18 protein-coding genes are annotated in these 20,135 nt (G+C 62.6%); 13 read left to right on the top strand and 5 right to left on the bottom strand.

The window, feature by feature from the left end; translation table 11 throughout:
* Positions 1–15 precede the first annotated feature (15 nt).
* Positions 16–2,358, bottom strand: coding sequence for a phosphoenolpyruvate--protein phosphotransferase (gene ptsP / locus D6Z24_RS19460; RefSeq protein ID WP_129128279.1), 2,343 nt, complete (start codon positions 2,356–2,358; stop codon positions 16–18).
* A gap of 153 nt (positions 2,359–2,511) precedes the next feature.
* Between ptsP and D6Z24_RS19455 the strand changes: the two genes are divergently transcribed.
* Entirely contained in the window at positions 2,512–3,303 is a 792-nt protein-coding gene (locus D6Z24_RS19455) for a tetratricopeptide repeat protein (RefSeq protein WP_129128278.1), read from the top strand.
* Between the two features lie 103 nt (positions 3,304–3,406).
* Here the strand turns inward: D6Z24_RS19455 and D6Z24_RS19450 are convergent, their stop codons facing one another.
* Positions 3,407–4,510 carry an NAD(P)-binding domain-containing protein gene (locus tag D6Z24_RS19450; protein WP_129128277.1) on the bottom strand — a complete coding sequence of 368 codons (1,104 nt, stop codon included), beginning with the start codon at positions 4,508–4,510 and terminating at the stop codon, positions 3,407–3,409.
* A gap of 170 nt (positions 4,511–4,680) precedes the next feature.
* On the opposite strand from D6Z24_RS19450, the gene D6Z24_RS19445 reads away from it, so the two are divergent.
* On the top strand, positions 4,681–5,037 hold the full coding sequence (locus D6Z24_RS19445; RefSeq protein ID WP_129128276.1) for a YtxH domain-containing protein: 357 nt from the start codon (positions 4,681–4,683) through the stop codon (positions 5,035–5,037).
* A 166-nt stretch (positions 5,038–5,203) separates the two neighbouring features.
* Here the strand turns inward: D6Z24_RS19445 and D6Z24_RS19440 are convergent, their stop codons facing one another.
* Together D6Z24_RS19440 and D6Z24_RS19435 are read right to left on the bottom strand one after the other, a co-directional pair.
* Positions 5,204–6,097, bottom strand: a complete 894-nt coding sequence (locus tag D6Z24_RS19440; RefSeq protein ID WP_129128275.1) for a phosphoribosylaminoimidazolesuccinocarboxamide synthase — start codon at positions 6,095–6,097, stop codon at positions 5,204–5,206.
* A gap of 112 nt (positions 6,098–6,209) precedes the next feature.
* Positions 6,210–7,787 carry a peptidylprolyl isomerase gene (locus D6Z24_RS19435; protein ID WP_129128274.1) on the bottom strand — a complete coding sequence of 526 codons (1,578 nt, stop codon included), beginning with the start codon at positions 7,785–7,787 and terminating at the stop codon, positions 6,210–6,212.
* A 242-nt stretch (positions 7,788–8,029) separates the two neighbouring features.
* Between D6Z24_RS19435 and D6Z24_RS19430 the strand changes: the two genes are divergently transcribed.
* The 6 genes from D6Z24_RS19430 to D6Z24_RS19405 are packed head-to-tail and all read left to right on the top strand — an operon-like array spanning position 8,030 to position 14,279.
* Positions 8,030–9,073, top strand: coding sequence for a rod shape-determining protein (locus D6Z24_RS19430; RefSeq protein WP_129128273.1), 1,044 nt, complete (start codon positions 8,030–8,032; stop codon positions 9,071–9,073).
* A gap of 44 nt (positions 9,074–9,117) precedes the next feature.
* Entirely contained in the window at positions 9,118–10,131 is a 1,014-nt protein-coding gene (locus D6Z24_RS19425; protein ID WP_129128272.1) for a glycosyltransferase family 2 protein, read from the top strand.
* A gap of 36 nt (positions 10,132–10,167) precedes the next feature.
* Positions 10,168–10,737: a D-sedoheptulose 7-phosphate isomerase gene (gmhA, locus tag D6Z24_RS19420; protein WP_129128271.1), complete on the top strand. Its 570-nt coding sequence runs from the start codon at positions 10,168–10,170 to the stop codon at positions 10,735–10,737.
* A 33-nt stretch (positions 10,738–10,770) separates the two neighbouring features.
* Entirely contained in the window at positions 10,771–11,355 is a 585-nt protein-coding gene (gene gmhB / locus D6Z24_RS19415) for a D-glycero-beta-D-manno-heptose 1,7-bisphosphate 7-phosphatase (protein WP_129128270.1), read from the top strand.
* Between the two features lie 18 nt (positions 11,356–11,373).
* Positions 11,374–13,521, top strand: coding sequence for a hypothetical protein (locus D6Z24_RS19410; RefSeq protein WP_129128269.1), 2,148 nt, complete (start codon positions 11,374–11,376; stop codon positions 13,519–13,521).
* The gene (locus D6Z24_RS19405) at positions 13,518–14,279 is read left to right on the top strand and encodes a TSUP family transporter (RefSeq protein ID WP_129128268.1); all 762 of its coding nucleotides are present in this window, start codon (positions 13,518–13,520) and stop codon (positions 14,277–14,279) included. The genes D6Z24_RS19410 and D6Z24_RS19405 overlap by 4 nt, the downstream gene beginning before the upstream one ends.
* 33 nt (positions 14,280–14,312) lie before the next feature.
* On the opposite strand, the gene D6Z24_RS19400 is transcribed toward D6Z24_RS19405, so the two are convergent.
* A complete protein-coding gene (locus D6Z24_RS19400; protein WP_129128267.1) occupies positions 14,313–14,981 on the bottom strand; it encodes a hypothetical protein in 669 nt (222 codons plus the stop codon).
* Positions 14,982–15,149: 168 nt separating this feature from the next.
* Between D6Z24_RS19400 and D6Z24_RS19395 the strand changes: the two genes are divergently transcribed.
* The 5 genes from D6Z24_RS19395 (at position 15,150) to D6Z24_RS19375 (ending at position 19,917) form a co-directional block, all read left to right on the top strand.
* Positions 15,150–15,350 (top strand): SlyX family protein, encoded by a 201-nt coding sequence (locus D6Z24_RS19395; protein WP_129128266.1) that lies wholly within the window; start codon positions 15,150–15,152, stop codon positions 15,348–15,350.
* A gap of 17 nt (positions 15,351–15,367) precedes the next feature.
* Positions 15,368–16,318, top strand: a complete 951-nt coding sequence (locus tag D6Z24_RS19390) for an aldo/keto reductase (RefSeq protein WP_129128265.1) — start codon at positions 15,368–15,370, stop codon at positions 16,316–16,318.
* 32 nt (positions 16,319–16,350) lie between these two features.
* Entirely contained in the window at positions 16,351–17,226 is an 876-nt protein-coding gene (locus D6Z24_RS19385) for a glycyl-radical enzyme activating protein (protein WP_246014738.1), read from the top strand.
* The gene (hypD, locus tag D6Z24_RS19380; RefSeq protein ID WP_129128263.1) at positions 17,227–19,587 is read left to right on the top strand and encodes a trans-4-hydroxy-L-proline dehydratase; all 2,361 of its coding nucleotides are present in this window, start codon (positions 17,227–17,229) and stop codon (positions 19,585–19,587) included.
* 114 nt (positions 19,588–19,701) lie between these two features.
* Positions 19,702–19,917, top strand: a complete 216-nt coding sequence (locus tag D6Z24_RS19375) for a DUF1653 domain-containing protein (protein WP_129128262.1) — start codon at positions 19,702–19,704, stop codon at positions 19,915–19,917.
* Positions 19,918–20,135 lie beyond the last annotated feature (218 nt).

Raw genomic sequence — 20,135 nt, 5'->3', positions numbered from 1 at the left:
TCCGGCCTTTTTCGTCTAGAGCCCGAGTTCGCGCTGCGTCGCCTCCAGAAAACTCCGGATCGAATGCGCGCTTTCCATGGCGAGCACACGCTCGGCGACCAGTTGCGCCTTTTCGAGCGTTATCCGGCGCACCGCCTCTTTAACCCTCGGGATACTGGGTGCCGAGAGGCTGAAGCTGCGCAGGCCGAGCCCCATGAGCAGCATCGCATTGATCGGTTCGCCCGCCATCTCGCCGCACAGGGAGGCCGGCTTTCCGGCAGCCGTCGCCGCATCGGCCACCTTCTTGATCGAGTGAAGAACCGCGGGATGGTACGGATCGTACCATTTCCTTACCAGCGGGTTGTTCCTGTCGCAGGCCAGCGTGTACTGGATGAGATCGTTGGTCCCGATGGAAAGGTAGTCCACCTCCTTCACCAGCATCTCGGCGCCGAGAACGGCTGCCGGGAGTTCCACCATCACACCAAGCCCGATGTCCGGGGCGAACGCCTTCCCCTCGCGCAGCAAATCCTCCTTTACCTGTTCCAGGATCCCCTTGATGCGGCGCACTTCGTCCACCCCAGAGATCATGGGGAACATCAGGTTGCACCTTCCCCCCACCGAGGCGATGAGCACAGCGGCCAACTGCTCCCGAAGGATCTCCTCACGGTCCAGGGACAGGCGCATGGAGCGCCATCCGAGAAACGGGTTGTCCTCTCGCGGATGCGGAAAGTAGGAGAGCTCCTTGTCGCCGCCTATGTCCAGCGTCCTTATGTTGACCGGCAGTCCCGGAAAACCCTCCAGCACCTTGCGGTACACCACCGCCTGCACCTGCCTGGTCGGAAAGGAGCTTCTGGTCATGAAGGGGAACTCGGTACGGTAAAGGCCGACCCCCTCGGCTCCGTGCAGGTGCGCCACCCTCAGGTCGCTTAGAAGCCCGATGTTGGCGAGAAGGGAAACGGTGCAGCCGTCGAGGGTCCGGGCGGGGAGGTCGCGGATCTCCTCGAGTTCGCGCTGCTTCTGGTCGAACTCTCCCTGCAGCCGCACGTACTCCTGCTTAACCCCCTGGTCCGGGTTTACATAGACGCAGCCGGAGTTGCCGTCGACGACGACCTCGCTGCGTACGCCGACCCGCTTCAAAAGTCCCTCCACGCCGAAGACGGCGGGGATGCCGAGCGCCCGCGCCATGATGGCCGCGTGTGCGTTGCGGTTTCCTTTTTCCGTTGCGATGCCGATCACCTTGCCGTGGTCCATGATGGCGAGGTCCGACGGGAGCAACTCCCTGGCCACGATGATGCGCTCGTCGCGCAAGCGCTCCTTTTGCCTGCTGTGACCGTTCAGGGCGTCGCAGATACGGCGTCCGATGTCCTCCATGTCGGCGCTGCGTTCCCTCAGGTAGGGGTCCTCCATGCGGGCGAAGGCGGCCACGTACGCTTCCACCACCTGGCTCACCGCACGGTGGGCGCCGACCCCTTCCTCGATGAGGGCGGTGATCTTGCCGATGAAGCCGCGGTCCTCGAGGATCATCAGGTGGCTGTGGAAGATGGCGGCATCGGCCTCGGAGAGGATCTCACCCATCCGCTTTTCCATGTAGATGGTCTGGATGCGTGCCTTCTCGAGCGCCTGGTGGAACAGGTTCAGTTCCTCAGCGCGCGGACGGGCCCGTTCCAGTACCGCCTCCTCGGCGGAACCGCGGTGGTGCAGTATGGATACCTTGCCGAGGGCAAAACCAGGGGAGATGCCTATGCCGGTGAGTGCTGTGGAGCCTGCCCCCTTGCGGATGCTGCGGGCGGCCTCTTTCGGCGTGCCCCCCTTTCTAAGGCGGTCCACCTCGGCCGCGTAAAAGGCGCGCTCCTCTTCCTTCTTGCGGACTGAATCTAGCAGTTTGGCGTTGGAGACGATGCTTGAGATCTGCCAGGCGATGGTGGATACCGCACTGATCTCCTGGGGGGTGAAGGTGCGCGATTCCCGGTTCTGGATGACCAGGACGCCGATGGGGCGATCGCGTTCGAAGAAGGGAACCCCGAGAAAGGAGAGTACCTTCTCCTCCTTGGTCTTCCTGAAGTATTTGTAGCGGGGGTGCAGGGGGGCGTTGTCGGTCGCCACCACGCCGCGCTGTTCCACGGCGAGGCCGGTGAGGCCTTCGGAGATCTTCATGGTGATGCCGACCGAGAGTCTGGACAGACCTCGGGTCGCGTGCAGTCTGAGCGTCTCGCCGTCCTCCTCCAGCAGATAGATGGAGCAGACCTCCGAAGACATCCTCTTAGCGACCAGGTTGACTATGTTGTCCAGAGTCTCCTGCAGGTCGTGGGATTGCAGGATCAGCGCGCTGATGTCCTCAAGCGTCCTTAGTCCCAGTTGTTCTCCTGCCTCCTCCGGCATTGCCTCCCCCTTGCTTCTGTTTGCCGCAGTATATATGAGAGAAAAGATATGTGAAAGCTTTTAATGCTTTTTCAACGCTCTTAAGTTGGCAAAGCGGGTGCTTCTCTGTTATAGTGTGCGCCAATGAAATCTGATGCAGTTACGGAGGTGGCAATGGCAACGAATTTTGACGAGGCGCTGGCGAACGGAATAGCCCACATGGAATCCGGCGAGTACGACCAGGCCATTGAGTCCTTCAAGGGGTGCATCGCCGTCGAACCGGAAAACGCAGAGGGGTATTTCTACCTTGGCGAGGCACATTCCGAGGCGGGGCGCAACGATGATGCGATCGCCGCGCTGAAAAAGGGGCTCGAGTTCGCCCCGCAGGACCTGGACGGTCTCACCGCCCTGGGCGACGTTTACTTCGAGTCGGGCAAGCACAAGGATGCGCTCGCCTGCTACCGCAAGGTGACCGAACTGCAGCCCGCCGAGTGCGACGGCTACGTCAGCATGGGGCTTGTCTACAACGCCATGGAGCGCGCCGACGATGCGCTCAAGTCCTTCGAGAAGGCGCTCGAACTCGACCCGAACAACGTCTTCGCCCTGAACGCGCTGGGGGATCTTTATTACGGGCTCGGCGAGAACGAAAAGGCGATCGCCTCCTACCACAAGGGGATCGAGATCGACCCCAACGACGCCACGGCCCGCTTCAACCTGGGCGAGCTCTACTACGACATGGACGAACTGGAGGCCGCCGAGCGCGAGACTCTCGAGGCGATCCGCCTCGATCCGGACTTCACCATGAGCTACCTGACCCTCGGGAACATCTGCATCGACCAGGACCGCACCGCCGAGGCGATCAAGCACTTCGAGAACTACCTGAAGAGGGAACACTCGCCGCAGGCGCGCGAGATGATCGCCGAGGTGAAAGCTGTGGTGGAGGGGCTTCGGGAGGAGCTTAAGTAGTACTTGGATTACTCGATCAAATTGCAAAGGGGAGCCGAATCGGCTCCCCTTTGTCGTGTCTGCTCTGGTATCGGCGTAGTGTCCGCTTGACGTTTGCTTCCCGCTATTTCTTCAGCTTCTTGACGACCGCCTCGATGACGTGATGGGCGTCGTTCACAGCGGTGTAGATCAGGTTCGGGTGGCGCTCCTCCTGGATGGCCCCCTTGCTGATGCGCATGTAGGAAGGGGAGATCGCACCGCCGATCACGTAGACCCCCTTTCTGGTCGACTCGAAGTCGGAGGTGAGCAGCAGCAGCCGGTCTCCTTCCTTGGCGACCTGGCAGACCCCCTCGGCGCAGGCGATGGTCTGCACCCCGATCTTGTCGTAGATGGTGGTGGGACCCTGGCTGCCGATGCAGGCGATGACGTTCTTCATCGGAAAACTCATGGCGTGGTAGCGCTCGATGCCGCCGGCGATCTTGTCTTCGCTGACCCTGATCACCAGCCGGTCGACCCCCTCGTCGTCCACCTCGCCGATCCTAGGCGTGGCGCCCGGCAAAAGCCTTATGTTCCCACCCAGAAGGATCTCCTCACCCAGGCGCTGCGCGGTCTCCTTGTTCACGTCGAAGGTCTCGGCGACGTGCGCCCAGTAGACCGGCTCCTTGTCGTTCGCGCTCCTCTTCTCCTTGAGGATGGAGATGATCACGTCGGCCGCCGAGTTGCCCCCTCCGATAACCAGGGTGCGCTTGCCGATGTACTTCTTCGGGTCGTCGAGGGTCTTCGCCACCATCTTCGCGTCGCCGTACACCGAGAGCTCCTTCGGGATGGAACTGCCGAAAGCTAAGAGCACCTTTTTCGTCTGGAAGGTGCCGCGCGAGGTGTGCACCTTCAGGTGGTCGCGCCCGTCCTCTATGTTCTCGAACTGGGTCTCGGTAAGTACGTTCAAACCCTCGTGCTGGACGAAGTGCTGCACGTACTGGATGTACTTCTCCACGGTGACCGGCTTGTCGGGCGGGCGGAGTTCCTCGACCAGGAACGGTTCGGGGTTTTCCTTGGGTTTTGACGGGTAGACGTTCTTCCCTTCGGGGTAGGTGTTGGCGATTCCCTGGAAGATCGCCTTGCCGGACTCGATGAGCAGATGCGTGAGCCCATGCTTGTGGCAGAGGTACGCCGCAGCTACGCCGCCTGGGCCGCCACCGACGATAAGTACGTCGTATTTTTGATCCATGTTTTCCTCTTGGAGAGCTAGATTGGCATTGTTGCAACGGTTCAAATATACACGGTTCAATACCCTGTTCAAAGCAATAATGAGAAGTTCACTTGGCAAAGCCTCACCATCGGGTAGTATTTGGATGTTCCCTTGAACAACAAAACAACACACCCAAAGGAGGAGGGGCCATGGCCGATCGGGATAACAAGGTGATGGTTGGAGCGCTCATGCTCTTGGCAGGCGGCATCATCGGCGCGGGGGTCGCGCTTTTGTACGCGCCGCAAAGCGGCCAGAAAACCCGCAAGGACCTCTCACGCTACGCTAAGAAGGCGCGGCGCAAAGGGGAGGAGGCGCTCGAGGCCGTTGAGGATTTCACCGAGCAGGTGACCGACATGGCCGAGGCGATGGGCGAGCGCGCCGCCGAGATCCTGGACCGCGGCAAGGACATGGCCTACGGCGCCAAGAAGAACCTTCTGAAGGCGCTGGAGGACGGCGAGGCGCGTCTTACCAAGGAAAGGGCGCGACTGGCGAAGATGATAGGGTAGAAGGCAAAGGGGGGGGCGTTAGGGGTAGCGCAGCGCTTCGCAGGCAACTGCACTCCGCGTCCCCCGGAATTCTCCTGAGAACCTTGCCGGACGGAAAGGAAAAGGCCCCGCATCGGAAACGATGTCGGGGCCTTTTTTTATCCCAAAGCCGGTCCTGGTCTGCAGGCTAGGGCGCCTTCATCCCGGTCAGCTTGACCAGTGCTTCCATGTACTTCTCGCCGGTCTTCTGTACGATCTCGGCGGGAAGCGGCGGGGCAGGGGCGGTCTTGCCCCAGTCCAGGGTCTCCAGGTAGTCCCTCAGGAACTGCTTGTCGAAGGAAGGCTGCGGGCCGCCCGGCTTGTAGCTCTCCTTGGGCCAGAAGCGGCTGGAGTCCGGGGTCATGCACTCGTCGATGATGATCAGTTCGCCGTCGTAGATGCCGTACTCGAACTTGGTGTCGGCGATGATGATCCCTTTCTCGTCGGCCAGGTCGCGGGCCTTCTCGTAGATCTTGAGCGTCACGTCGCGCACCTTCTCGGAGATCTCTTTGCCGCAGATGTTGCACATCTCTTCGAAAGAGATGTTCTCGTCGTGGGTGCCGAGCTCGGCCTTGGTCGAGGGGGTGAAGATCGGCTGCGGCAGGCGGTCGCTTTCCTTGAGCCCCTCGGGGAGCTTGATGCCGCAGATGGAGCCGGTTTTCTGGTAGTCCTTCCAGCCGGAGCCGGAGATGTAGCCGCGCACGATGCACTCGGCGGCCAGCGGCTTCGCCTTCTTCACCCACATGGAGCGGCCTTTAAGGGTCTCGGCGTAGGGCTGGCACTCCTTGGGGAAATCGGCCACATCGGTGGAGATGATGTGGTTCTTGATGATGCCTTCCATTTGGCGGAACCAGTAGGCGGAGATCTGGGTCAGCACGTAACCCTTGTTGGGGATCCCTTCGTTCATGATGACGTCGAACGCGGAGATCCTGTCGGTGGTGACGATGAGCAGCGTCTCCCCGAGGTCGTAGATGTCGCGCACCTTCCCGCGTGCGGCAAGCTTCAGGCCGGGGAAGTCAGTGTTGAGTACCGGTGTAGTCATTGGTGCATTCTCCTTTTATGGTTCGCCTTGAGCGTGAAAAGTGAAAGGTGAAGAGTGCACCTTGCACCCTCCACCTCACACTTGAAAGCTGTTGACGCTTCCGCTTGACCCGTTAGTCCTGCAGCACCAGCGGGTTGATATCGATCTTGGCCTTGTCGCGCAGACCCTTGACCCACTTCTCGAGCACCTCCTGCTGCTTCTTCGGGAGGAGGGCGGCCTTGATGCCGGGGGCCTTGGCGGCGAGGTCGGCAAGAGGCGCCTCGGTGCGGGACTTGAGGCTCACCGCGTACCAGCGGTCACCCACCTTGAAGGGCTGTTTTGCCGCCTGGTTCGGAGCGGTGAGCGTGAAGGCTGCTTCCATGAGCTCCGGCGAGGTGCCGATGGTCGGCACGGCGCCGGTCGCTGCGTAGCCGAAGCTGCCGGTGGACTTGGCGGCGCCACCCTTGGCGAGCTGCTGCAGCGCCTCCCCGGCCTTCTTCTTCGCGAGTTCGGCCGCTTTCGCCTCGACCGCTTTCGCCTCCACTGCCGACTTGATCTGAGCCAGCGGGGGGACGGCAGCCGGTTTCTTGTCCAGCACCTTGATGAGGTAGATCCCTTTGGCGGTTTCCACCGGGCCGCCCAGTTCACCCTGCTTGATGGCGAAGGAGCGGGCGATCACTTCGTTTTCGCCGGCAAGTGCGGCCGCCGGGGCCTTGGCGGTGAAGAGCGCGGTCTTCTCCACCTTGCTGCCGAGGGCTTTTGCAGCGGCGTCGAGGTCGCCGGTCGCTTTGAACTTGTTGGCCGTCTCGGCCGCTTTCTCGTACGCCTCTTTGGCAGCTTTCTGCTTCTGGGCGTCCGCGGTGGCCTGATCCTTCACCTCGGAGAAGGGAAGGATGCCCCCCTTGCCCTGGTAGCGGTCGATGTTCTTCTGGTAGTAGGTCTGCGCCTCTTCCGGGGTGACGGTCACCTTGCCTGCCTCCTGGGCCGGGCTTACCACGGTGTAGGCCACGGAGACCTGCTCCGGGGTCTTGAACTCGTTCTGGTGATCCTGCAGGTAGGCGGTCAGCTCCTGGTCGGTCAGCTTGATGCCTCCCTTGACGTCGGCGGGGGAGAAGGAGACGTAGGCGAGGTCGACCTTGTCGTTTTGTTTCTTGAAGGCGTCCTTCACTTCGGCGTCGGTAACCGTGGCACCCATCTTCACCTTGTTGCGCGCCTTGGCAAGCAGCATCTCCTGCTCCTGCGCTTCCTCGAACTCCTTCGGGGTGAGCCGGTTCGCCTTGAGGGTCTGCTGGTAGAGGTTGAAGTCGAAAGCACCGTTGTTCTGGAAGGCGGGGATCTTGGCGATCTCGGCCGCGACCTCGTCCTTGTTCACCTTCACGCCCATCTTCTTCGCTTCGTCGAAGATGAGCACGTTGTCGATAAGGGTGTCGATGGTGAGCTTCTTGATCCCCATCTGTTTTTCCATCTCGGGAGTGAGGGTTTTGCCGTAGATCTGCTCATAGAGCCCGCGGGTGCGGTAGTAGCTCTTCTGGAACTCGTCCAGGCTGATCTTCGTGCCGTTGACAGACGCCGCATAACCTTTGCCGCCGCGCTGACCGTCGCCACCTTTACCCCAGACCAGGAAGATGGTTCCTATGAAAGAGAGAACGATGACGACAAAGACGATCTTGATGACGATCGACTGCTTATACTTCCTCATTACGCCTAGCATTCGGGTTCGGCTCCTTTGCACACATATAATTGACGCCATTAGATTAGATCAAGAGACGCGAATGATAATATAATTTAATCGCAAAAGCAACGGTAGAATGACGCAGTATACGTCCAGTGTTTCATTGCGCTATCAGCTAAGAGGCGGGTTTTCTTTCTTGCAAGGGTGCGGAGTTTTTGTTATATTTCCACCTTTGCCGGGTCGGTCCCGGCTACCGCGCTAATTCAAAAGGAGTTCCCAGGATGCTCAAGATTTTCGATGCCCTTTTCGGCATGTTTTCTAACGACCTCGCCATCGACCTCGGCACGGCCAACACCCTCGTCTATCTGAAGGGTAAGGGGATCGTGGTGCGCGAACCGTCCGTGGTCGCGGTCCAGAAGATGCCAAGCGGTCAGCAGAAGGTGCTCGCCGTAGGGATGGAGGCAAAGAAGATGTTGGGGCGTACCCCCGGCACCATCACGGCCATCAGGCCGATGAAAGACGGGGTCATCGCCGACTTCGACATCACCGAAGAGATGCTGCGTTACTTCATTCACAAGGTGCACAACAGGAAAACCCTGGTGCGCCCGAGGATCGTCATCTGCGTCCCCTCCGGCATCACCCAGGTGGAAAAGCGCGCCGTAAAGGAGAGCGCCGAGTCCGCCGGTGCCCGCGAGGTGTACCTGATCGAGGAGCCGATGGCGGCGGCGATCGGTGCGGGGCTCCCGATTACCGAGGCGTCCGGCAACATGATCGTAGATATCGGGGGGGGGACCACCGAGGTGGCCGTCATCTCCCTCGCCGGCATCGTCTACACGAAGAGCGTCCGCGTAGGCGGCGACAAGATGGACGAAGCGATCGTCCAGTACATAAAGCGCAAGTACAACCTCCTGATCGGCGACCGCATGGCCGAGCTGATCAAGATCGAGATCGGCGAGGCATACCCGGGGACCCAGCTGCTGCACATGGAGGTCAAGGGTCGCGACCTCGTCTCCGGCATCCCCAAGACCACCGAGATCGACTCCAACGAGATCCGCGAGGCCCTCTCCGAGCCGGTGACCGCCATCGTGGACGCGGTACGCAACTGCCTGGAGCGGACCCCGCCCGAGCTTGCGGCCGACCTCGTCGACAAGGGTATCGTGCTGGCCGGCGGCGGAGCGCTGCTTAGAAACCTCGACGTCCTTTTGCGCGAAGAGACCGGTCTGCCGGTGGTCACCGCCGAAGACCCGCTTTCCTGCGTCGTGCTGGGCTCCGGCAAGGTGCTCGACGAGCTCGCACTGCTTCGCAACGTCGCCGTCAGTTCCTAGGCCGGATCGCGCTCCAATCCGCCGTTTCTACCAGAGGGATTTTCATGACCGACGCTATCGTAGACGTCATCATACCCGTTTGGAACCGGCCCGAAGAGACTCGAAACTGCCTGGTCAACCTGATCAACCACACACCGAACGCCCGCTTCATCATCGTGGATTGCGGCTCAGAGCGCGACACCGAGAGGATGTTGCAGGAGTTTGCCGACGCTCTGGACGAGCGCGCCCTTTTGATGCGCGACGACAGCAACATCGGGTTCGTGCGTGCCGCAAACCGCGGTTTTGAGAGTTCCGAGGCGCCGTTTCTGGCCCTGATGCGCAGCACCAGCATAGTAAAGCATGGGTGGTTCGAGCCGCTCTTGCAGTTCGCCCACACCCATGCCGATGCGGGGATACTGCTTCCCTGCCTCGACCCGGGCGACCCCTGCGACCTTCCGCGCGAGGTGGTCAGCGGCTCCTTCGCCGCCATGGCCGTGCGCCGTGAACTCTACGGCAAGATCGGAGGGTTCGACGAAGGGATGGACGGCGGAGCCTGGTGTCTTAAGGACTTCACCATGCGGGCCTGCTCCGAAGGTTTCCGCACCGTGCAGGTCCCCGGTCCCCTGGTGAGCCACCACGACGAGGCGCCGCTTGGTTCCCTTGAGCGCCGCCGCGAGACCCTTTTGCGGAGCATCTCCCTTTTCAAGGAGCGCTGGGGGGAGGGGGACAACTTCCTCGTCTACGTTCCAAAGGGGGTCGAGGCTTCGCTTCTCGAGCAGAAGCTGGAACTCCTGGTGGAGGGAGCCCGGCACGGCGACTGTTACACGGTGCTCCTTCCTTTCGCGCTGCATCAGCAGGCCCGGCAGCAGGGGCTTGCCACGCTGCATGAAAACGTGAAACTGGTGCCGTTGCCGCGCATCGCCCTGGACGGCATGAAACGCCGCCTTTACGAGAAGCTCCTCGCCGCTTCTCCCGGCACGAAACCGGTGATCGCGGTAGACGGGCTTGTCCTGCCGTGGAGCGAGCAGTACCTGTCGTTTTCACAGCTTGCCGAGCGGATCAAATCGCGCGCCCACTAGATGGCGCTTGTCAGCACACAAAAAGTCGGAGGGACGATGAAAGACGAGATCAGGGGCCAGCTCCAGGCCCACAACCAGGTCATGACGGCGCTCGAAAGGGACCTTACTCCCGCCATAGAGAGCGCCGTTTCCCTTTTGACCGAGGCGTTGAAGGACGGGCGCAAACTCATCGTCATGGGCAACGGCGGCTCCGCAGCGGATGCCCAGCATTTCGTCGCCGAGATAGTAGGACGTTTCAAGCTGGAGCGCCGCGCGCTCCCCGCCATAGCGCTCAGCACCGACACCTCGATCCTCACCGCGATCGGCAACGACTACGGCTTCGAACAGATCTTCGCCCGCCAGGTCGAGGCGCACGGACGTCCCGGGGACGTCGTCGTCGGCATTTCGACGAGCGGCAATTCGCCCAACGTGCAGCTCGCCCTTGAGGCGGCGAGGCGCCTTGGGTGCCGGACCGTGGCGCTTCTGGGCAAGGACGGCGGCAGCATCAAGGGGGTGGCCGAACTCTCCCTGATCGTCCCCAGTAGCGACACGCCCCGTATCCAGGAGGGGCATATCACCATGATCCACATCATCTGCGACCTCGTTGAGCGCGGGTTGTTTCTTTAAAAGGCGGCTGACGAGCCGGAAGGGCCGGGCATCATGGGCAAGCATCGGGCGGTTTTTCTCGACAGGGACGGGACCATCAACGAAGAGGTGCAGTATCTAAGCCGTGTGGAGGATTTCCGCCTCATCCCGGGCGTCCCCTACGCGCTGCAGCGCCTGAAGGACGCCGGCTTTCTCCTGGTCGTCGTCACGAACCAGTCCGGCATCGGGCGCGGGCTCTACGACGAGGCGGCGCTGCACGCGATCCACGACAAGATGCACGAGGAACTAAGCAGCTTCGGCATCACCATCGAGGCGTGCTATTTCTGCCCGCATCACCCGGAACATGCGGTGGGCGACTACCGCGTCGATTGCAGCTGCCGAAAGCCCCTCCCGGGCATGCTGCAGCAGGCGGCGCTCGACCTGGATATCGACCTCTCCGGCTCCTACATGATCGGTGACAAGCTGGGAGACATCGAGGCCGGACTGAACGCCGGGTGCACCTCCCTCATGGTGCAGACGGGGTACGGCGCCGCAGACTCCGCCAGGCTCCCGGACGGGGTGTTCGCCTACCCGGGCCTGCAGGAAGCGGTCGAGGCGATCTACGAGCGGGAGGGGAAGGGGAAACGCCCCGGGCGCTAAAGGCAAAGGGGCCTGACCATGAAGCCTTTCCAGCAGATCTTTCCCGGCGCGCAGGCGCCTGTCATGACCCTGGAGGTCGCGCACAAAAGCGGCCGGATCCCGCAGGGGAGATACACCTTCCTGGAGTGTTTCTGCACGCGACCCGCGTGCGACTGCCGCCGTGTCGTCTTCCTGGTGGTCGACGGGCAGATGCGGCACAGAGCGCAGATGCACCTCTCCCTCGACGACGAGGGTCCCTTCAGCGGTCCGCACCTCGATCCCGTAAGCTACCAGGCCCCCTACGCCGACGAACTCCTCGACTTCTGCGTCCATTCCCTCAACTCGCGTCCCGACTGGTTTGAACGCCTGCAGCGGCATTACGGCGAGGTGCGCGAACTTGTCGACGGCAGGCCCTACCGCGGGAAGCCTTTCCCGCTCCCGGGCCAGCTGTTCTTCCGCGCCATGCCGTCGCCCGACCTGGAAAGCTCGCTTAGGGAGTCCCTCAAACATGACGGCAGGCTCTGCGGTTCGCGTGTGCGGCCCGACGCGGGCAAGGCGCTGAACGGGATCGAGCGGCTCTTGGAGCTTTCCCTCCAGACCGGGGAGGATGCATCCGTGGCCGTCACCCTCGCCCTGCGCGAGGAACTGCACCGGCACCTGCTGGTGAACCCGGCGGCATGCGAGGAGCTGGCGGCCCTTCTTGCCGGCTTTTCCGAAGATCCCGATGAAGCCCCGGAGCGTGCCGCCGCGCTAAGGCTTTTGCGGCATACCCTCGACTTCTACACCGTCGAGGCTCAAGGGGGGAGCCCAGGGGCCAGGCAGCAGATGCAAAGGCTGCAAAGGGCGCTTTTGTCGCGCGTTTTTCACGACGACGCCCCGGCGGCGCTGCAGCACGACGTGATCGCCGTTTTCGCCCGGGCGCGCGTGCCGCTCATGCCCGAACTGGAGCGCATGGTTTCGGGCGGCACTTTCCCGCAAGAGGTGGGTGAGCCGTTTCTCCCAGGCGTCATGAAGCGTTTCGCCGCGTCCGGTCTGGTTTCGCCTTTCGATGGCGCCGACGAGATGCTCGGGCTCTTCGCCTTGAGCGACGCCGAGATGCTACCCGGTCTTGTCTGGGAGATGCTCAGCGCGGACACTCCGCTTCTGCGCGACGTCGCCGCGCTGTTTCTTTATAACGGTGATACGGAACTGTCGCGGGGCGTCGCCCGCATGCTCGCCGCGGTCGAGGGGGGGAGCATCACCCCAGAGACGCTCAGCCGTCTCATCGTCACGCGCAACTGGTTCGACGACCCTGTGCGCGGCTGTATCGACGAGGCCATCGGTAATGCCAGAAAGGCGCGGGTTGCCTGCGCGCACATGCCCGCCCCCGCGGAGGTCAGCGTCCTTGCCGGCCCCCTCGACGGTGCCGGAAACCAGCTCTTCTACGCCGTAGCTCCCGACGCCGGCGGCCACGCAGGCTGCACCCTTTCGCTGCAGGAAGGCGCAGGGGTGGCCGAGTGCACGTTGACTCGCCTCTCTTCCGAGACCGAGCGGGACGCCTTCATTGCCGCCGCACGAAACCGCGGCTGCTCTATCGACTCGAGTCTCGCCTATCTCGACCTGCGCATCGCGCATGCCCTTGCCCTTGGCAACGAGCAGGGGAGGGCGCCCGGGCATTGGCTGGTCAGGCTGGCCGAGATACTCGGGTGCAACCGCTGGAAGGCGGCGCCGCTGGACGCCGGACGCGAACTTGAAGCGATGCTTGAGGAAATAGCCGAGAACACGCCGCTTCTCCTCGAACCCGCGGAGCAGATCGCCTCGCTTGAAGAGTCCGGGGAGTGGTGCCGCTACCGCGCCCTATTCGGGGGATGGAAGGAAGAGGGGAGTGCGGTGACGCGCGTGATCGTCGGCACGAACCCCGGCAGCATTGGAAATGTGACGGCCGTCATCGAGCGGCTGTGCGATCAGTTACTGGAGCAGAAACGTCAAACCCTGGTGGACCGGCTGGTTCTGCAGGCGCTCTGGCTTAAATCCTCGCCGCAGGCGCCCATCGCCTGGCAGCGGATGTACCACGTAGCGCAGGCCATGGCCGACCCATCGACAGCACTGAAGGAGATTCCCTTGGCAGTATCCGTAGCAAAGCAGACCTTTAAGGCTTACCAGGCGCGCATCGCCTCGCGCGTCGTCGCAGAGGGGGAACCGGCATGACCGAGCTCTCCCCGATCCTTTTCCCCATTCTTTTTCTCACCGGCGCGGTTGCCGGACTGATCGATTCCATCGCCGGTGGCGGCGGCCTTATCACCATTCCGGTCCTCCTCGGCATGGGACTTCCCCCGCAGACCGCGCTCGGCACCAACAAGCTGCAGGCGTCCTTCGGTTCCTGCAGCGCCATGTTCCACTTCGTAAAGGCGGGAACGGTGAACCTGCGCGACGCGCTTCCCGGCGTCATCTGGACCACCGTGGGCGCCATCCTCGGCTCCTACACCGTGCAGCAGATCGACCCGGGATTTCTGAAGAAGTGCATCCCGTTCCTGCTGCTCGCGATCCTCTGCTACACCATCTTCACGCCGAGGCTCGGCGCCGAAGAGGTGCACCCGCGCCTGCCGCGCCGCCTCTTCTACGGCATTGCCGGCCTGGGGCTCGGCTTTTACGACGGCTTCCTCGGACCGGGCACCGGCTCGTTCTGGGTCATCGCCATCATGCTCGGCTTGGGCTTCGACATGCGCAAGGGGACCGGGTACACCAAGCTCTTCAACTTCGTGAGCAACATCGTCTCGCTGGTGGTGTTCGTGGCGGGGGGGCACGTGCTCTTCGGCGCGGGGCTTCTCATGGGGGCCGGACAGGCGGCAGGGGCAAGGATCGGTGCGAAGCTCGTGATCAAAAAGGGGACGAGGTTCGTGAGACCGGTGTTCATCACTTCGGTGCTCGCGGTGACGGCGAAGCTTTTTTGGGACAGCTACCGGTAGGGAAAAGAGGGGGGGCGGGGGGCACCCCGCCAGCTAGATCTCGCGCACGGTGCCGGCTTCGGCCTGGCTCTCCAGGTCGCGGGCGTTCAGCTCCTGCTCCAGATGCCCCAGCATCTCGCCCACTTGCTGCACAAAGGCGGCGGGGGCCACCTCGCAGGCCCGCAACGCGGACTCAAGCCGCTTCGCCGCGGAGACGGCGGCCTTAAGCGGCACCAACGGGTTCGGCTCTTCGCGCAACGCGGACACTTCCTTGAACTTCTTCAGCACGGTGGGATGACTCTTCTCGTCCTCCACCACGCGCTTTCTCAAATCGCCGTACTCTTCCTCGGAAAACCCCTTCTCTTCCTTCGCCTGACGCAAAAGATCGATGGATCGGTAATCGGGGAGGGGACGCAACTCCTCCCGATGCTGCAATAACTGCGGCTCTTCCTTCTCCATGAACCGGTACGCCATGGTGAGTTTCTCGGCGGTGCCGCGCTTGATGCGGATCTCCTGCACGCAGTACTCCTCGAAGCTGCCGTAGCCCCACTCACGGAAGCGCGCCCGCTTGCTCACGTCGAGCAGCTTCTCGCCAAGCTCCACCCAGGACGACTTGAACCGCTTCGCCTTGTCCAGTACCTCGTAACGGTCCGTTCCGGGCTCCAGATGCTGCATTATCGCTTCGATGTGCTTCTCGCTGTTCGATTTCGGCGTTTCCGTCATCTCTTCCTCCGTCTCCCGGCGCTCCGCCCTCCGGGACAGGGACCGAAATTATCAGAATCCGTCCTGTTTTTGAAGTTTTTTGTCTTGGCTATGGAAATGAATCGGGTTAAACTTTGCCGGTCCGTGACGCTTTGCCCGGACGGTGACCGCTACTACAGGAGAAAGACTATGGAACAGCGTCTGACAGACATGGAGATGCTGATCATGCATCAAGGTCACGTGATCGATCAACTGAACGAGGTAGTGACCGGGCACCAGGCCCTTATCGATCAGCTCACCAAGGAACTCAAGATCATCAAGGAGCACCTGCGCGGCATGAGCTCGCAGTCGAGGCTCCCCTCAGAAGAAGAGCCACCCCCGCATTACTGATCAGGAGCAGGAGACGCATGAAGAAAGTAGCGCTTGGCAGCACCGGTCTGAGCATCAACCCTCTCGTTTTCGGCACGCTTCCCTTAGGTCCCCTGCAGGCCTCCCTCTCTCCCGAGGAGGGGGGACGCCTGATCCGCTACGCCCTCGAGCGCGGGGTGAACCTCCTCGATACCGCCGAGCTCTACCAGACCTACCCGCACATCCGCCGCGCCCTGGACGGCTACACCGGCGAGGTCCTCATCGCCTCGAAAACGCACGCCAACACGGCTGAGGGGGCACGCGCCCACGTGGAGCGCGCTTTAAACGAACTCGGCCTCGAGCGCCTCGACATCGTGCACCTGCACGGCGCGCGCGTCGCCGATCCCTTCGTCGAGCGTCCGGAGGTGATCGAGACCCTGGTGCGCATGAAGGAGGAGGGTAAGATCGCCCACGTCGGGCTCTCCTCGCACTTCGTCGCCGCCATGAAGAAGTCCGTGTCGCATCCCGAGATCGAGGTGGTGCATCCCCTGATCAACCGCACCGGCATGGGGATCATCGACGGGTCCCAGGAAGAGATGGCCGAGGCGATCGCCGCGTGCGCCGCCGCGGGGAAGGGGGTGTACGCCATGAAGGCGCTTGCCGGCGGAAACCTCATCTCGACCGCGCGCGAGAGTCTGCGTTTCGTGCTGAACCTCGAGGGGGTGCACGGCATCGCGCTCGGCATGCTCTCCGAGGCCGAGGTCGACGGCAACCTCGCCCTTTTCCACGAGGGGCGCGCCGACGAGGCGCTCTGGAGCACCCTCGAGGGGAGGCGGCGCAAGCTAACCATCATGGAGGCGTTCTGCAAAGGGTGCGGTGCCTGCGTCCCGGCCTGCACGAACAACGCGCTCGCCATGGTGGACGGCAAGGCCCGGGTCGACGATGAGGCCTGCATCCTTTGCGGCTACTGCGGGGCGGCCTGTCCCGAGTTCATGATCCGGGTGGTGTAGTCGGGGGACGCGGCAGAGCTATGAGCAGTGGTGTGATCTTCAACCTGCAGCGCTATTCGCTGCACGACGGGCCCGGTATCCGGACCACGGTCTTCCTCAAAGGGTGTCCCGCGCGCTGCTGGTGGTGCCATAACCCGGAGAGCCATGCCGCGACGCCCGAAATCGCCTGTTCCCAGAACCGCTGCATCTCCTGCGACGCCTGCCTGCTTGCGTGCCACGAGGGGCTCAGGCCGCGTAACGCCTGCCGCAACTGCGGTGCCTGCGCCGAAGCCTGCCCGACCGGCGCCCGCGAGATGATCGGCCGGGAGACGACGGCTGCCGATGTGTTTAAAGAGATCCTCAAGGACCGCATGTTCTTCGAAGACTCAGGCGGCGGCGTCACCTTCTCGGGAGGGGAGCCGCTCTGCCAGCCCGCCTTCTTAAAGGAATTACTCTCCAAATGCCGCGCCCACGGCATCCATACCGCGGTGGACACGGCGGCACTCTGCCCGACCGAGCCTCTCATCGACCTCGCCCCGCTCGTGGACCTCTTCCTCTTCGATCTGAAATGCGCCGACAACGACCTGCATCTGCGGGGGACCGGTACCGGCAACGCCGCCATCCTGGCGAACCTGGAGGCGCTCGGCCGGGTGCACCGAAACATCTGGATCAGGATCCCGGTGGTGCCCGGTTTCAACGACACCGCTCAGGAGATGGAGGCGTTGGCCGGGCTTGCCGCAGGGGCGGCGGGGGTACGCGAGGTCTGGCTTCTCCCCTATCACGGCAGCTGGTCCGCGAAACCGGCGCGACTGGGTAAAAAGGCGCCGAAAGAGGCTGCGACGGCGCAGGCGCCCGCCGCGGAAACGATGGATAACTTCGCCCGGCTCTTCACGAACAGGGGCCTCGACATACGGATAGGAGGGGTATAGATGACCGGAAGAACCGAACGTTTGCGTGAGGAAAGTCTCGCCGCCGAGCCGGCCATTTCCGCCGAGCGCGCGCTGCTCATCACCGAGTTTTACCGCGAGAACGAGGGGCGCTGGTCCGTCCCGGTGCTGCGCGCGAAGTCCTTCTACCACCTCTGCGAGAAGAAGACCATCTACATAGGCGATGGCGAGCTGGTGGTAGGGGAGAGGGGACCGGCACCGAAACTCGTCTCCACCTATCCGGAGCTCACCTGCCACTCGCTGGAAGACCTGCGCATCCTCGATTCCCGGGAGAAGACCTGGTACCGGGTCGACGAGGCGTGCCTGAAGATCTACCGGGAGAGCGTGATCCCCTACTGGGAAGGGAGGTCGCTGCGCGAGAAGATCTTCGCCGCACTCCCCGAGGAGTGGCACGAGGCTTACCGCCACGGCATCTTCACCGAGTTCATGGAGCAGCGCGCCCCGGGGCACACGGTGCTCGACGACAAGATCTACCGCAAGGGGCTGCTCGATTTCAAGAAGGAGATCGCGCAGGCGATCGAGGCGCTCGACTTCGCCGCCGACCCCGACGCCTGGGCGCGCCGCGAAGAGCTCGTCGCGATGGACATCTCGTGCGACGCGGTCATCCTCTTCGCCGAGCGTCACGCGAAACTCGCCGAGAGCATGGCCGCGGCGACCTCGGACGCCGCACGCAAGCAGGAGCTTTTGAAGATCGCGGCCAACTGCCGCTGGGTCCCCGCGCACGCGCCGACCGACTACTGGGAGGCGCTGCAGTCCTACTGGTTCTGTCATCTCGCCGTCATCACCGAGTTGAACGGCTGGGACGCCTTCAGCCCGGGGCACCTGGACCAGCACCTGCACCCCTTCTACCTTCAAGGGGTGGAAAGCGGCACCCTCACCGAAGCGGGCGCGCGCGAGCTCATGGAGTGCTTCTTCGTCAAGTTCAACAACCACCCGTCCCCGCCGAAGGTCGGCGTCACCGCAGCGGAGAGCGGCACCTACACCGATTTCGCCAACATCAACCTCGGGGGGCTTCTTCCCGACGGATCCGACGGCTCCAACGAAGTGTCCCATCTCATCCTGGACGTGATCGACGAGATGCACCTCCTGCAGCCCTCGAGCAACGTCCAGCTCTCGCGCAAGTCCCCGGACGCTTTTTTGAAGCACACCCTGAAGGTGGTGCGTAACGGCTACGGCTTCCCCTCCATCTTCAACGCCGACGCCGTGGTCGAGGAACAGCTGCGCCAGGGCAAGACCCTCGTCGATGCACGCGCCGGCGGCTGCAGCGGCTGCGTCGAGGTGGGGGCCTTCGGCAAGGAGGCCTACATCCTCACCGGTTATTTCAACCTCGTCAAGATGCTGGAGCTTGCCCTGCACGACGGGGTCGACCCGATGACCGGCAGGCAGCTAGGTCCCCGAACGGGGAGGGCGGAGAGCTTTAACAGCTTCGAGGCGCTCTTCGAGGCGTTCCGCGCCCAGCTCTCCCATTTCATCGACATAAAGATCCGCGGCAACCGGCTCATCGAGATGATCTACGCCTCAACCATGCCGGCGCCGTTTCTCTCCGTCCTCACCGACGACTGCATCAGCCGCGGGGTCGACTACAACGCGGGGGGCGCGCGTTACAACAACAGCTTCATACAGGGGGTTGGGATCGGCAGCATAACCGACGCGCTATCCGCGATAAAGGAGCAGGTATTCGAGCGGAAGGCGATCCCCCTTGCCGACCTCGTGGCGGAGCTCGACGCCGACTTCGCAGGACAGGAGCCCTTGCGCCAGAGGCTTTGGAACAAGACCCGCAAATACGGCAACGACGACGACTACGCCGACGACCTCATGCGTCTCGTCTTCGATGCCTTCTTCGACGTGGTGGACGGCAGGCCCAACACTAAAAACGGCGTCTACAGGATCGAGATGCTCCCGACCACCTGCCATGTCTACTTCGGCTCGGTGGTCGGCGCCACCCCGGACGGGCGCAGGCGCGGCACGCCGCTCTCCGAAGGGATCTCGCCGGTGCAGGGGGCGGACCGCAACGGCCCCACCGCGGTGATCCGTTCCGCCGGGAAGATGGACCACATCAGAAGCGGCGGTACGCTCCTGAACCTCAAGTTCTCGCCGACGCTTCTTTTCGACGCGAACGGCCTCGACGGAGTCGCCGGTCTCGTGCGGAGTTACTTCCGGATGGACGGCCATCACGTCCAGTTCAACGTGGTGAATGTAGCGACCCTGAAGCGCGCGCAGGCGAACCCGTCCGAGCACCGCGATCTCATCGTGCGCGTCGCGGGGTACAGCGACTACTTCTGCGATCTCTCCGTCGAGCTGCAAAACGAGATCATCGCGCGGACCGAGCACGCTTCTTTCTAGGCGAGGGCGCTGCAGCAGGCAGGAATCGCTTCGTGGCAACGCCCTCACCCGCCCTTCGGGCACCCTCTCCCGGCGGGAGAGGGGACTAATGGATCAACAAAGGAGGATGCGTCCATGTCCGTGGAACCCGGCCGCTACCGGCATTACAAGGGGAACTACTACGAGGTGATCGGAACCGCACGCCACAGCGAGACGGACGAGCGCATGGTGGTGTACCGCCCGCTCTACGGCGAGGGCGGGCTTTGGGTGCGCCCGGAAGCGATGTTTATGGAACAAGTCGAGGTGGATGGCGTGCTCCAGCCACGCTTCAGCCGCTGCCTTTCCGACTAGCCCTTCACGCGAAATTCATGGGCCGCCTTCGAGCAGTAGGCGGCCTGTTTCATTTACCACCCCCGCATGCTCTCCGCGATGCCGCATGTATCCGAAAATATACATACTTTGCAGATTATCTTTGTGCCGTATCACTAGTCAATTCTCGTTGACTTTGCTTACTGAATTGGTGTAAGTGAAGATCGTTTTTCGCTTACACCTCAAGTAAGAGTTTTTCC

It is taken from the genome of Geomonas oryzae (assembly GCF_004117875.1).
GTDB lineage: Bacteria > Desulfobacterota > Desulfuromonadia > Geobacterales > Geobacteraceae > Geomonas > Geomonas oryzae.
Note: the sequence above shows the minus strand (reverse complement) of the source record. Positions and strands in the feature narration are given on the sequence as shown.